Origin of the sequence: Sphingobacterium tabacisoli, from assembly GCF_017908035.1 — a bacterium.
In the GTDB taxonomy this organism is placed as follows: domain Bacteria; phylum Bacteroidota; class Bacteroidia; order Sphingobacteriales; family Sphingobacteriaceae; genus Sphingobacterium; species Sphingobacterium tabacisoli.
This window is the reverse complement of sequence record NZ_JAEQMU010000007.1, coordinates 24320-38160: the sequence shown is the minus strand read 5'-3', so window position 1 is coordinate 38160 and position 13841 is coordinate 24320. Positions and strand designations below refer to the sequence as shown.

The following is a 13841-nucleotide window of genomic DNA, read 5'->3' as shown; positions in this document are numbered from 1 at the left end:
AAAGAACTGCATATTAGTATAACGAAATCATGAAATTAATATTTACGTATGTATAAATGCTGTCTTTTGGGATTGTTTGTTTTTATTGTGACGTCATGTAATGGACATGCAAATAAAATTATCGATAAAAGTAATCAAGATTCTACGTTCCAATATGTTGAGCCGACGTTATTAGACACTACAGTGGTAGACTATACCAATGATATTCCAGTCACAAAATCTTTTGTTATTTCTAGAGATAGTGTCATCGTTAGACAGGCTATGTCTACCGGCTCCAAAGCTATGGAAAAAGCAGGGTACGGAGAGGCTTATGAAGTGATAGGCGAGGAAGGAGATTGGCTAGCTGTGTGGAGTAGAGAACTATATCCGTACGAGGGATTGCATAATGGAGAGCAACGTGTGATTATAGCTAAGCGTAAAGTGTTTATTCCAAGGTCCGCAATTGGAAACGTGTCGGATTTGAAGTTATCTAAAGAAGATGCACTTATAGTTAGTTTTTTACAAGTGGGAGAAAAGGAACCGGTATATAACGAGCGGGGTTTAGTTTTGAAAGACTTTGTTTCCCTTGACTTGATTACCGAACAGGAGTATATGCAGCGGAGAAAAGATGCAATTGAATCCGTGGTGCGGGATACGCTGGCGCATGTAAAAAAAGATGGCGTATTGATTCTCCCTGCCGGGTTGAAGAATAGCGTGTTTAAAGATAGTCCTATTGATGCGGAAGAAAATAGGGCAGAATACGAGTATATCGGCTATAATCCTTCCTTGCAACAGTATATCGTAAACGGAAGTTACTATGAGTCGATAGATTACAAGCTCGTGGATATGCATACAGGAGAGCAGACGGTGTCTATGGTTGATTTTCCTCATTTTTCACCGGATGGTAGACATATTATAGCATTGTATACCAATCCTTATGAAGATTGTGTCGATGTCGAGTTATATCGAATTGTCAATAAAAAGTTAGAGTTCGTGGCAAGTTGGAGTTTTGCGCACTGGATGGCAGGAACGGAGGCTAAGGATATCTTTTTTACAAAGGACAATAGTTTGTATTTACCCGTCTTCTATAATAAAACATTCTGGACAGAAGAGGGCCAGATGAGTAAGTCGAAGCAATTCATGCGGATTACGATCAAGTAGTTGTCTTTGAGTTTGCGATTAGGTAGGCCCGGACTAGTTTGCCTTCTTCATCGCTGAGTTTGGCTTTTGGAATCATCCTTTTTAGGATTGGGTTCCATTTTTCCGCTGTTCGTGTTTCCGGTTGTTTTAGTCTGTGACAATTATCGCAACTTCGGCTGAAGATAGCTTTTCCTTCTGTAAGTTGCTCTTGATTATACTGTGCCAAAATTTGTTCTCTACTCTCCACCGGAAGCGAGCGAATTACATGACTCGCTTTTGGAAAGCAGCTCGCCATAGATAATATGGCGATGGTGCTAAATGTGATGATAATTAATTTTTGCACTTTATCTCCCTTTTTATTTAAAACAATTATTTTTCATTTTTTGTTTTATCGGGCTGATAAATAGTGCTTAATCATTTATTGTCAATTCTCCTCTAATATCTTTTTCAACCCAGTAAGCGACCCGCTCCTGATCTTCGAATTCGCCTTGTAGATACATCAGTTTTGTGACAGCAGCCTCAAAGGTCATATCATAACCGTTTAATACACCAATAGCTTTCAGGCCCTGACTTGTTTCATAGCGTCCAAGTTCTACAGAGCCAACCTTACACTGGGAGATGTTGAGGATGTTTTTACCGCTTTTGATAGCTTTTTCTAGTAAGTCTAGAAACCATTGGTCTGTAGTTGTATTACCTGATCCGAATGTTTCCATAACGATGGATCGTACATCAGAATCTAAAATAGCCTTGATGGTGTCGGGACGTATTCCAGGAAATAATTTAAGCACACCAACATGATCATCTAGCTTATGGTGTAAGATGAGTTGTTTGTCAGTGTTGTTTAACAGTGCTTCGAAATTATACTTAAGGTGTATGCCTGCTTCAACAAGAACGGGATAATTTGGAGAGCGGAATGCCTCAAACTTGGCGGAGTTGTATTTGAAAGCACGATTACCTCTAAAGAGTTTGTTGTCAAATAATATACACACTTCCTGTATGACAGATACCCCATTATGTTTCGTTGAGGCAATTTCCAGCGCTGTCATCATATTTTCTCTAGCATCAGTACGGATTTCTCCAATAGGAAGTTGGGATCCAGAAAGGATAACTGGTTTTTGGAGTCCTTCGAGTAAGAAGCTTAAAATTGAGGCACTAAAGGCCATGGTATCTGAACCATGAAGAATTACAAAACCATCATATTTTTCATAATTATCCTGAATCAGCTGGGCCATTTTTAACCAGATCTCAGGATTCATATTCGAAGAGTCTATGATAGGGTCGAAAGAATGTACAGTTAGTTTGTAGTCTACACGGCTTAAATCAGGAAGATTATTTTTGATGAGGTCAAAGTCAAAAGGTACAAATGTCCCAGATTCGTCTTGTACCATCCCAATAGTACCGCCTGTATATATAATGAATATGTTCATGATTATTTAGATGCCAAAAATTGATTTAGAATTTAGTGTAGTTATCCGAGCTACTTCTTCGATGCTGATTTCATGAAGATCTGCGACTTTCTCCGCAATGTAGTGAAGATAAGAGCTTTCATTTTCTTTTCCTCGATATGGAGAGGGAGCAAGGTAGGGGGCGTCTGTTTCTAGGACCAAATGTTCTAAGGGAATTTGTTTTACAACAGCATCTAAGCCTGCTTTCTTAAATGTGACGACTCCTCCGATCCCCAGCTTAAAGCCCAGATCGATTGCCCGATGTGCTTGTTCCAAGCTCCCCGTGAAACAGTGGAATATGCCGAATAGCTTATCGTCCTGCAGCTCGTCCAATAATTCAAATGTCTCATCAAAAGCCTCCCGACAGTGAATGTCAATCGGAAGGTCAAGTTGTTTTGCCCAATTGACTTGCGTGCGAAAAGCATCTTTTTGCCATTCCAAAGTGCTTTTGTCCCAATATAAATCAATCCCTATCTCGCCTATGGCATATATCTTATGTTGAGAAATTGCTTTTTCTATAGTGTCCAGTTCCGCTTTGTAATCTTCCTTTACACTGCAAGGATGGAGCCCTAGCATAGGAAAGCAATGCTCTGGATAAGCCTTTACCGTATCCATTACAGCTGCTATTGATTCGCGATCAACATTGGGTAAAAAAAGACGTGTTATATTATAATCCAAACAGCGTTGGATCTGCTCAACAATCTTTTCTGTGTGGATGTTATAATAAAAATGCGTATGCGTATCGGTTAGGATATAGGATGACTGCATGATCAGCTTAGTTTTGAATTTTTCAAAAATAGCAAATTGTTAATAATAAGACTAATCCAAGCTGAAAAAACATGATTAATTGAAAGTAAGTGTTCTTTTTTTTGAAAAATGGTAAAGTGTGGCAGGGTAAAATGATTTAACTGTAATAATTTAAGAAGTTTAATCTAATGATGCCTTATATGTTTCCACGATTTTCTACATATTAGCTATGATAACTTGTGTACTGCTTGGAGTATGCTCTAATGAAATTGTACTTGTCGTACATGGATTTATTAGTATTTGTGGTAATTATTTGAAAGAGTTGTATAAGAGTATAATTACTGAAGTCTAGTTATTGATTAAGATTTATGGGAGAGCGTTGCTTTTGGTCAAAAAATGAAAAACTAATGATTCTACACTACTAATTTCTATAAAAGAAAAGCGCCCGATTTTATCGGGCGCTTTATATCTATAAACTTTTTTGCTCTTAGTTTGTCGGTTCAGTTACTGTCGGCGCAGTAGCATTAGGTGTAGCTGGTGCTTGTGTTGGAGCTACGCCTTTGATGACATCAACTAGTTCTACGTCAAAAATCAATGGTGCATAAGGAGGGATTTTTTGTCCTGCAGGACGATCTCCATAAGCTAATGCAGAAGGGATGATCAATTTTGCTTTCGTTCCTTTGCCAAACAAATAAAGGGCTTCTGTCCATCCTTCAATCACAGGTTGTACGCCAATTGGGAAACGAATCGGTTCGAAAGTACGCATAGGGTCTACTGGAAGTTTTCCTTTAATCGCATTTTCTTTGATTGATGAATCAAAAACAGTACCGTTAGTCAGCATACCTGTGTAATTTACAACCACGGTGTCTCCTAATACTGGTTTAGCGCCCTTACCTTCTTCTGCAATAACATACTGTAAACCAGATGCTGTTTTCTTAGGCTCTAGTTTTTCACTAGCGATATAACTTGAAATTTTTCCTTCTTCAGCTTTTTTCAAACCTTCTAATTCACCTTTGAAATAACCGTCAATCTCTGCATATAATGCAGAATCAGTTAGCTGACCTTTTTTGAAGTGCTTTCTTACTTTTACAGTAAAAGTAACAAACTTGTCTGCAAATTCTGGTTTAGGTTGTCCAGTTTTAGCTGCCATAGTATCCATATTTAATTTGAATACCGCAGAGTCACCTTCCCCTAAGAATTTAAACATAGAGTTGTAATCTCCTTTGTACGCTCCCGGGATTGAGTCTGGAGCAATATTTACAATTTGAGGTAAGCCTAAATCGTATGTACTGTTAAGTAGAGAATCATTTTTGTCTGATCTGATCGTTAGATCAACTGATAAAAAGTCTCCTGCTACAGCCTTTTCTTTGGCAACATCGTCCACAAGATTGTACTCTAGACCACCATCACCCTTTTTGAAGCTCTGGCATGAAGCAGCTAGTAACATCGCAGCTGCCGATAAAAATAAAACTGATTTTTTCATCTATTTTAAAATTGTTTTCATTTTGTATGAAAGCTATCTGATTTATTCTTCTTGGTGATAGATAGAATAAATCGTGATGGTCTTCATTTTATTGATTAATACTTATTTACTTTGTTAATATGTCTTTATATTCTGGTAATATAGCTATAAATGTGTTTACAACAGACGCTAAATCAGCTGTCGAGCTACCTCCCGAGGCATTCAAATGGCCACCCCCATTGAAATACTTTTTACAGATTTCATTGCAAGGAATCTCACCAATTGAGCGTAAAGATAATTTAATTAATTCAGTTCTATCGATAATTAATGCTGCCAAGCGGATACCTTTAATAGATAGGGCATAATTAACCAATCCCTCTGTATCGCCAGTGGTGATATCAAACTGAGCAAGGTCTTCTTTACTTATAGCAAAAAGTGCCGTATTGTACTCGGGTATTACTTCCAGGCAGTTGAGTAACGCATAGCCTAAAAATTTTAAGCGACGTTCTGTAGAACTGTTATAGATATGTTCATGGATTTCCCAGTTTCGTGCACCTGCTTCAATGAGATTGGCAATAATATAATGCACGGCTGCTGTTGTTGAACGAAATCGGAATGATCCCGTATCGGTCATAATACCAGCATACAGACAAGTCGCAATATCAGCGTCTATTTCCTGACCGGCTCCAATTACATCTGCAATAAAAGTATATATGAGCTGTGCAGTTGCTGCAGCAGAGGAATCCCAATAAGTTAATGATGCAAAATCTTCTGGATCCAAGTGGTGGTCAATCATCCACTTCTGAGCAGGTGATTCAGTAATAAATCTTTCAAGGATATTGGTCCGGGAAAGGGCACTATAATCTAAGCAAAATATAATTTCAGCATCGGCTAATAACTCCGTTGCTATTTTAGATTTTTCGGTGTAAATGATAACATCACTACGACCAGGCATCCAGTCTAAAAAAGAAGGGAAATCTGATGACAAGACCACGGAAACGTCATGATTCCTTTTTTTTAGCCAATGGTATAGGGCTAGGGATGAGCCTAAAGCATCTCCATCTGGTTTATGATGTGTTGTGATTACAATACGTCTAGGTTCGGTCAGTAATGCTAAATGATTTTCTCCTCGTAACATAAAAAATATAAGATTACAAACGTACAAATTATTCGTCTCGCAAGAAAATTATTTTTACCGAATACCGCTGCTTTTGTGCATTAATAACGTGTGATAGTCCTGCCTGATTTGGAGTCAAATTATTGTTGTTTTTGATGTTTAAAAGCATAGAGTTTGTGATCACGTCGCATACAGAGCAAATAAGTATCGCCATTGTAGTTAATTCGTCCGTAATGAAATAAAGGTTGTCCTTCTACTGGGAAACCTTCTTCCAGATTTCCTTCACCATTAAAGAGATAAATAAGGTTTGTAGCTCTTGAAGCCAAGCCTATGCGTGTCCCCGAATTATTGGGAAGATAAAAATACTGTGGCCGGTCGTTGATTTCTTTGGTGAAGTTGTATTCAAATAGAACACGCGCGCTATCTGAAATACCGTAAACACGGAGCAGATCATTGTTAACGCTAACTATTTCGGCATTGGCAGACGAATTTATATTGACGAAGTCGGTGATACTCGAAACTCCAATCGATTCTAATAAAGAGGAATTATCGGTGCCGTCACGTGATACGCGATGTAGTCGTCCTGTAGTATCTATAGCTAAGAATTCGCTTTCAGGGTTGTTGCTCTGTAATATACCAATCGGATTCCTCAGTCGGATATCATTTTTAATAGTGATCTCATGTGCTTTTTGCCCGTTTTCACTAAGTAGATATATTTTTCCCGAGCTCGTACCTACGAGGATTTGGTTATTAAATGCTATAATTGGTCCCAATATATCACCATTTGTCTCAGGAATAGACCAATCTGGAAGCATACGGCCTTCCATATCGAAGGCATGTACTTTTTTACGACTGGGGATCAAGATTGTTTTCTTGCCTTGTAGTGTCACCACAGATGGATGAGCTATAGGTTCTTCTGGTGTCTCGACAGAAAATCCTTTGAGCGTCTTGCCATTCGTGTCAAAACGATATAGTCTGTTGCGGTCTGTTACCAGTAAAATGCTTCGATCTTCTAACTGTTGAATATCACCTACTACTCGGCCTGCAAATACTGTTGACCATAGTTTCTTCCCTTGTGGACTGATTGCATGGATCGTATGATCTAGTTCTTGGAGCAAAATAAACTGACTGGTATCAGAATGTTCAAATATATAGGGTTTTGTAATCGCTTTATTTTCGAGCGTATAGGTCCATTCTGGCGTTGCGCCTAGCGCATTCTTGCTTTTAAATAACGCATAGAGTTGAGATATGAATTTACCTGAATTACCTGATAGTTGAAGAGACCAAGAGTAGAAGTCCTGAAAGCCAAAGTTGTCCTTGTCTTTATAATTGCTCTGAAAAGGGAGGTTGAGTGAATTCAATATCTTTGAATTAGCATTTCTACCATGTATAAAGAGCGTTACGTTTGCTTCATTTCCTTGTAGTTTTTCAAAGTTTTTAAAGCCTAAGGTACCTGTCAGAAAATCCCGTCTTCCAAAATCGTCTCGATAGTCGCTGAGGGTTCTACTACTGTTGGCAATAACCAAAACATCATCAACTACAGTTGCATAAGGGCGTGGAAATTCTTTAAAGAGATCCCCGAATTGTTGGTAAAGTAGGCCAGATGCTTTGAAACGATATATGGAGTCTTGGAGATTCTCCAAAAAGTGTTTTTCTAGTTCTTGCCAAGCTTCTTTCTTATTTAACTTTATAAATCCGATATAGCTACTGGAGACGGTTTCAATAAAAGAAATTTCATCACCCAATAAGCTGTTCAATTGTTCTCGTGTACCAGTGGTGTCTATTTCTTCCGCTATTTTTTCCTTTCTTCTTTTAAAAAGGTCACGTAAGTCCTTTTGAAATTGAGAGCGGTCACTAATACTACAGTCTACATATACCGCGGTACTAGAAGGGAAATAAGTATATAAGCTTTGGCTTGTTTTTTCTTGATGTTTAAATAGCGAAATATAGTTTTCCGAATATTGATCTAATTCACTTTCGCCAGTAAGCATTAATGCATCTTGTTTGAAGTTGATATTCCAAACAGATTGCCCCTGCATATTCTTGAATAAGTTTAAAAAGGGACCATCGTTTTTACGTTGATACAAATTGACGATGCTATCGTACTGCTGATGTGGGAAGTATACACTTAGCGCTGTATTTCTTGAGTCTCCTTTTAGGAAAAAATCAATTTGGGAGTCCGGTAAATGCTTACTGTGTTTGTCTAAAATCTTTGTTAATAGTTTGTTTGAGTTTGAGGCAAAGAATATGTTATTATAGTAGACAGCGGATAATGTAGAGTCTTTTATACCATATTGTATTTCATAGATTTTACTCCCCATCGTATCGACCGTGTTAATTTTATAGCGTTTGCTTATTTGGTTCAGAATGCTAGAAAATTCAGTCGGAGAAATAGCGGTTGCAGTTGGAATCGTTAGTATTGTTTCAATGTTTTTGCCATTAGGATGGAAAGAGATGTAGACTTCTGCATCATCGACATGTTTTTTTAATGCTTCGTTACGTAATAACTCTTTCTTGAATATGCTCATTAGTTCAAAGTCGTTTTGACCTAATAGTGCTTCAAAAATTTCAAAATCTTTAAATATATTATCTGAAGCTTCGTTATTTCCAATTGCAGCGATAAGTAGTGCATTGTCAGGTAGGTAACGTAAAGGTTTGGCAGCGCGGTTATGTTCGCCATCAAGATTACGAAAATAGTATATGGAAGCAGTAACCACTGCTACAAATAGAATTACCGAGAGGATAATAGTATTCCGCATATTGCAAACCTACTTATTTCGCTCCTATTTTATGAATAACGTAACAAAAACTTTTCATCATTTTTTGAGTTAAAAATCTGTTCCATGTTTTCTTGAAATATATTGACCAAGGTATTTGTAAGAAGCTGATTGCTGTTTTATCGCTTTGTAACGTATAAGAGTGGGATAAAAAAAATTAAAATAGCCTATTTGTAGGGGATATTTTATACATTTATAGGCAATAGTTCAACATAAGTAGTTTCTGAATAAATGTACACGAAATATACCTGTAGTATTAGGCTGTGCAAATATTGAGGAATTATAGTTTGGATCCGCCCAGCTGGTGGATGACCATTGAAAAAACAAACCGAGCTTGCGAGCTCATCGAAGATAATTATACACATATGAAATATCCATGTAGTACAGGCTACACAAAGACCAATGAAAATACTTTGGATATTCCATATGACAGATAAAAGACAAATTATTTACATATGAATAAGCAAATAATTTTAACTGCTTCTTTTTTGGGATTGATTGCTGTGATTTTAGGTGCGTTCGGTGCACATGGCCTCGAGGGGAAAATAAGCGATTATCATTTGGGAACTTGGAAGACGGCTAATCAATATCATTTTTATCACGTCTTCGCGTTATTATTTCTTTCTACTTTTTCAAGGGCTAAAAGTCCGTCTATTCGGGTCTCATTCATAGCTTTTACCATAGGCATACTGTTGTTCTCAGGGTCTTTATATTTGCTCAGTGTGCGCTCTTTATTAGGGATTGACGGATGGCGATTCCTAGGGCCTGTCACACCTTTAGGAGGACTTTGTTTTATGGTGGGGTGGGTCGGATTATTTGTTGCAGCAGTAAAACACCGCGCGTAGTTTCTGCGCATTCCATTTTTCTTTTTATGCCTGTGTCACGGTGTACTACTGTGGCTTTTTATAATATCTTTGTCACATGCATAGTACTGATTTGTTTGCTGAACGCGAGACATTATTTGTAGAGGTGGTACTGCCGCTCTCTATTGCCAAAACGTATACTTATCGGGTTCCATTTGAGTGGAACGAAAAAATTAAAGTAGGAGTACGCGTCATTGTGCAGTTTGGTAAGAATAAGGTATATTCCGCAATAGTAAAAAACATATCTAAAGAGGCCCCAGAAAAGTACGAAGCAAAATATATCTTAGAAGTTGTCGATGATGACGCAATTGTCAATGAACGACAGTTGATACTCTGGCAATGGATGTCTGATTATTACATGTGTCAGCTTGGAGAGGTGATGCAGGCCGCGCTGCCAGCGGCACTCAAAATGGCATCGGAAACAAAGATCATAGCTTCTGAAAATCCGGATCTAGACCGTTCTGTTCTTTCGGATAAAGGATATTTGGTACTTGAAGCTCTTGACATTGCAGGAGAGCTGCGCGTTGCAGATGTCATCAAAATATTAGGACAAAAGTCTGTTTTTCCTCTGTTGAGGTCGCTTTTTGAGCAAGGGTTTGTACTTATTTCGGAAGAAATTAAAGAAAAATACAAACCTAAAACGAAAGCCTTTTTGTATATCGCAGCGGAGTACAATGATAGTGAAGGGAAGAGGTTGTTACTAGATGGATTGAATAAGGCGCCAAAGCAGCAGGATGCTGTTCTAGCATTTTTACAGTTGTCAAAGAGTCGGGCAGATATAACGAGGCAGGACCTCATGGAGGTTGCCGCATGCGGTAGTGGTGCAATTACAGCGCTAATAGAGAAGGGAGTTTTTGAGGTTCGAGAGAAAGTAGTTAGTCGATTTGAAGGGACAGATTTGCAAATGACTAAAGAGTTCGAGTTCAGTGAGCAGCAACGTGTTGCATTTGAGGGGATTGACAGTAGTTTTGAAAGTAAAGATGTGGTGTTATTGCATGGTGTTACAGCCTCGGGAAAGACCCAGATTTACATTCGTTTGATTGAAAAGATACTCGAGGAAGGAAAAAATGCACTTTACTTACTACCAGAGATTGCATTAACTGCTCAGATTACTGCCCGGTTAAAACTCCATTTTGGCAATCAGTTGGGGGTGTACCACTCCAAATTCAATGACAACGAAAGAGCGGAAGTGTGGCACAAGGTTTTAAAGAATGAATTTCGTGTTATTATCGGAGCTAGATCCTCCGTTTTTCTGCCGTTTCAGGACTTGGGGCTTATCATTGTAGACGAAGAACATGAAACCTCTTATAAGCAATTTGATCCAGCCCCGAGATATCATGCCCGAGACACTGCTATATATTTGGGACATCTGCACGAGGCGAAGGTGCTTTTGGGGTCGGCAACACCTTCTGTAGAAAGTTATTATAATTCGAAAGCAGGTAAGTATGGATTAGTCCAGCTTTTGAAGCGATACGGAGAGGCACAGTTGCCTGAAATAGAGATTGTCGATATCCCCGAAGAGAGCCGTAAAAATAAAATGCATTCTTATTTTAGTGAAACGCTCTTGAACGGGATTAAAGATGCCGTGTCGCGTAAGGAGCAAGTGATTCTCTTTCAGAATCGCAGAGGACATACCCCGTTTGTCCAATGTAATACCTGTGGCTACGTTGCAAAATGTGTGAATTGTGATGTAAGCCTTACTTATCATAAGACTTCTCATTTGCTCCATTGCCACTATTGTGGGCATTCGGAAACGCCAATCAACGTTTGTCCAGCCTGTGGTATGCCACATATGGAAAGTAAAGGCTTTGGAACAGAAAGGGTCGAAGAAGAGCTAGAAATATTGATGCCTGATTTACGTATAGGTCGTTTAGACTTGGATTCAACTCGGGGTAAATATGGTTTTGATAAAATCATCAATGCTTTTGATGACCACGAATATGATATCCTTATTGGGACACAGATGGTTGCTAAAGGGCTAGATTTTGGAAGGGTAAGCCTGATAGGAATTATTGATGCTGATACGATTATCAATTTTCCAGATTTTAGAGCTTATGAAAGAGCCTTTTCGCTGTTTTCACAAGTTGCTGGACGAGCGGGAAGGAGGGATGTCTTGGGAAAGGTCATTATCCAAACCTATACTCCTCATCATAGGGTTATTGAGCAAGTTGTGCAACATGATTACGAAGGAATGTTTATGAAGGAGGTAACCGAACGTAAGAATTTTCTCTACCCACCTTTCTATAGGCTGATTCGATTGGACGTAAAGCATCCGGATCAACAGCAGACGTTGGATTCTGCCCAAAAGTTGGCTAACTTATTAAGGTTGCAGTTAGGTAGTCGAGTGCTGGGGCCTGAGCCACCACTGGTATCTAGAGTCCGTAATAATTATATACAGACAATTGTTCTTAAGATAGAGCGGGGAGGTGTCAGTATCGTGAAAGTAAAAGAGTTGATCCGTGCAGCTATTCTGTCATTCGAATTAGACAAACTTAATGCAGGAGTACGGATCCAGTTGGATATAGACCCGTACTAAGTGATTTAGATAATTAGCTCTCACAATTTTATTTCAGACACTTTAAAGGGCTTTTTTACGGCTCTATGGGCTGCTTCTTTTGCAATTTTGGCTTGTAGCTCAGTTACCTTTTCTGGTCTATAATCGTTCTTGCGGACGTCTACATGAAACAACATTTCGTACCAAGTACAAGCTGCTGTAAAGCGACCATAGTCCAATTGGAGATGATAGCCATCACGGGTGTATTTGTCTCCTATCGATGAGGTACGGGCATTCTGTACCGCGGTGCCGGCAGGTACAACAAAAGTAAAGACCTTCGACTTATTTATCTTTTGTGTGGCATCCGCTATACTCTTGTACATGATTCCCTGATTTCTCTCATAATTTGCAAAACCTTTATGTTCAGAGTTCTGCTGATAGGCCCAGGTCTGATGATATATGATCTTTGTCTTTGAAGGCTTTAGTTTGTTAACGTAATCAACAAGATTTGGGAGGTTCTTCATGATAACATCATATTGCCCTGAGTAAGGACTGGCTTGTTGTAAGCTAATGTAATCCCAGTCTTCATCTTTTATTGCTTGAGAAATGCTCGTGTTCTTTGTTGAAGACTTACTTCCGTCGATGTTTGTTTTTCGGTAACTGTAGCTTTCTTTATCATCGGTAGCGTTTTTGACATGTAGTTCCAAAGAGGCTCCTCCAATGTATAGATTGCCGATTACCATTTTTTTATTACTTGTCTTTGCCAGGTCGTAGAGGTAGTTTTCTATAGCATCTTCAGAGAAGCTATTGCCTATAGCCAATACTTTTAATACAGCCTGTTCTTGTGCGAATAGTGTTTGGCATAAAAAAAATAGTGTGATTAAGGTTAAGTTGATTCTTTTCATTATAGTTTTAGATTAGTTTCATTGCTCTGAGGGCATCGTAAATGGCTTGTTTGCGACCATCTGCAAACTTTTCCATTTTATTAGCGTCTTTAGGGATGGCATTTAATGAGAAATAGTATTTTTTATGGTCTTTTTCCAAAAAGCCCACAAACCAGCCGTTATTGTTGGTCTCATTGTAAGACCAACCTGTTTTTCCCGATAATTTATATGTTTGGTTTTCTTCGATTTTAAAGATTTTTAACATCGATTCCCGAGTCGTATTTAAGATAGGAAGTTTTTTCGTGAGAAAGCGTTCTAAAAAATCGATCTGCTCAAAGGAAGAAATATGGGATTTGCCTTTAAGCCAGAAAGAATCGATGTTTTCTGTTGTAACATCCATATCATTGTAATGAAATTTGTTCAGGTAGGTCTTCATACTGGCTGTTCCAATTTTACGGGCAATCTCTTGGAAACAAGGGACACAAGAGGCTTGGAATGCATCTCGTAAGGTTAAGTCTTTTTCCCAGCTTTCAAAGTCCCTTTTTTTGCCATCCCATTTGATTATAGAAGTGTCACTTTTCATAATGCCCGTTTCTAAGGCAATAATTGCATTGGGAATTTTAAATGTAGATGCTGGTAGAAAATCCCGTTTAGACCATTCAAAATCGTTGGAGTAATATGTCTGTTGCTGTGGGTCATAGATTAATACACTGCCTGAGAGATCGTAGTTGTCTAATATGGTATCGAAAGCGGTTTTATAGTCGTCGTGATAAGCTTTGCCACCGGATTCAGAGTCACAGGAAATAAAGACAGCTAAGCTGAAAAGAAGAAGTAGTCTGGACATGTGTACTGTTTTTTTGAAGGGAGTAAGATACTAATTTTAAATAAAAGGAGCTGATGATCGCTTCTTTTTTTACCAAGATACTGACCTCA

The 13841-nt window shown here is 38.5% G+C and carries 10 protein-coding genes; 3 read left to right on the top strand and 7 right to left on the bottom strand.

Annotated features, from left to right (window positions below; genetic code table 11):
- The first annotated feature begins 48 nt into the window (after positions 1 to 48).
- Positions 49 to 1140 (top strand): hypothetical protein, encoded by a 1092-nt coding sequence (locus tag JKG64_RS20700; protein ID WP_210356177.1) that lies wholly within the window; start codon positions 49 to 51, stop codon positions 1138 to 1140.
- Between the two features lie 389 nt (positions 1141 to 1529).
- Here the strand turns inward: JKG64_RS20700 and JKG64_RS20695 are convergent, their stop codons facing one another.
- The 5 genes from JKG64_RS20695 to JKG64_RS20675 form a co-directional block, all read right to left on the bottom strand.
- Complete coding sequence (locus JKG64_RS20695) at positions 1530 to 2549, bottom strand: asparaginase (RefSeq protein WP_210356324.1); 1020 nt, start codon at positions 2547 to 2549, stop codon at positions 1530 to 1532.
- 3 nt (positions 2550 to 2552) lie between these two features.
- A complete protein-coding gene (locus tag JKG64_RS20690; protein ID WP_210356176.1) occupies positions 2553 to 3332 on the bottom strand; it encodes a TatD family hydrolase in 780 nt (259 codons plus the stop codon).
- A 466-nt stretch (positions 3333 to 3798) separates the two neighbouring features.
- Entirely contained in the window at positions 3799 to 4794 is a 996-nt protein-coding gene (locus JKG64_RS20685) for an FKBP-type peptidyl-prolyl cis-trans isomerase (protein ID WP_210356175.1), read from the bottom strand.
- Between the two features lie 106 nt (positions 4795 to 4900).
- Entirely contained in the window at positions 4901 to 5911 is a 1011-nt protein-coding gene (locus JKG64_RS20680) for a DHH family phosphoesterase (protein WP_210356174.1), read from the bottom strand.
- Between the two features lie 119 nt (positions 5912 to 6030).
- A complete protein-coding gene (locus tag JKG64_RS20675) occupies positions 6031 to 8649 on the bottom strand; it encodes a PQQ-binding-like beta-propeller repeat protein (protein WP_210356173.1) in 2619 nt (872 codons plus the stop codon).
- 473 nt (positions 8650 to 9122) lie between these two features.
- On the opposite strand from JKG64_RS20675, the gene JKG64_RS20670 reads away from it, so the two are divergent.
- Entirely contained in the window at positions 9123 to 9512 is a 390-nt protein-coding gene (locus tag JKG64_RS20670) for a DUF423 domain-containing protein (RefSeq protein WP_210356172.1), read from the top strand.
- 76 nt (positions 9513 to 9588) lie between these two features.
- A complete protein-coding gene (priA, locus tag JKG64_RS20665) occupies positions 9589 to 12066 on the top strand; it encodes a replication restart helicase PriA (protein WP_210356171.1) in 2478 nt (825 codons plus the stop codon).
- A gap of 20 nt (positions 12067 to 12086) precedes the next feature.
- On the opposite strand, the gene JKG64_RS20660 is transcribed toward priA, so the two are convergent.
- Both JKG64_RS20660 and blaOXA read right to left on the bottom strand, forming a co-directional pair.
- Complete coding sequence (locus tag JKG64_RS20660; protein ID WP_210356170.1) at positions 12087 to 12929, bottom strand: DUF4886 domain-containing protein; 843 nt, start codon at positions 12927 to 12929, stop codon at positions 12087 to 12089.
- A gap of 7 nt (positions 12930 to 12936) precedes the next feature.
- Positions 12937 to 13752, bottom strand: coding sequence for a class D beta-lactamase (gene blaOXA, locus JKG64_RS20655; RefSeq protein WP_210356169.1), 816 nt, complete (start codon positions 13750 to 13752; stop codon positions 12937 to 12939).
- Positions 13753 to 13841: the final 89 nt, after the last annotated feature.

Bases quoted from the DNA above. Each gene is read 5' to 3' on its own strand.
- JKG64_RS20700 (WP_210356177.1), top strand. From the start codon at position 49: ATGTATAAATGCTGTCTTTTGGGATTGTTTGTTTTTATTGTGACGTCA.
- JKG64_RS20690 (WP_210356176.1), bottom strand. From the start codon at position 3,332: ATGCAGTCATCCTATATCCTAACCGATACGCATACGCATTTTTATTAT.
- JKG64_RS20685 (WP_210356175.1), bottom strand. From the start codon at position 4,794: ATGAAAAAATCAGTTTTATTTTTATCGGCAGCTGCGATGTTACTAGCT.
- JKG64_RS20680 (WP_210356174.1), bottom strand. From the start codon at position 5,911: ATGTTACGAGGAGAAAATCATTTAGCATTACTGACCGAACCTAGACGT.
- JKG64_RS20675 (WP_210356173.1), bottom strand. From the start codon at position 8,649: ATGCGGAATACTATTATCCTCTCGGTAATTCTATTTGTAGCAGTGGTT.
- JKG64_RS20670 (WP_210356172.1), top strand. From the start codon at position 9,123: ATGAATAAGCAAATAATTTTAACTGCTTCTTTTTTGGGATTGATTGCT.
- priA (WP_210356171.1), top strand. From the start codon at position 9,589: ATGCATAGTACTGATTTGTTTGCTGAACGCGAGACATTATTTGTAGAG.
- JKG64_RS20660 (WP_210356170.1), bottom strand. From the start codon at position 12,929: ATGAAAAGAATCAACTTAACCTTAATCACACTATTTTTTTTATGCCAA.
- blaOXA (WP_210356169.1), bottom strand. From the start codon at position 13,752: ATGTCCAGACTACTTCTTCTTTTCAGCTTAGCTGTCTTTATTTCCTGT.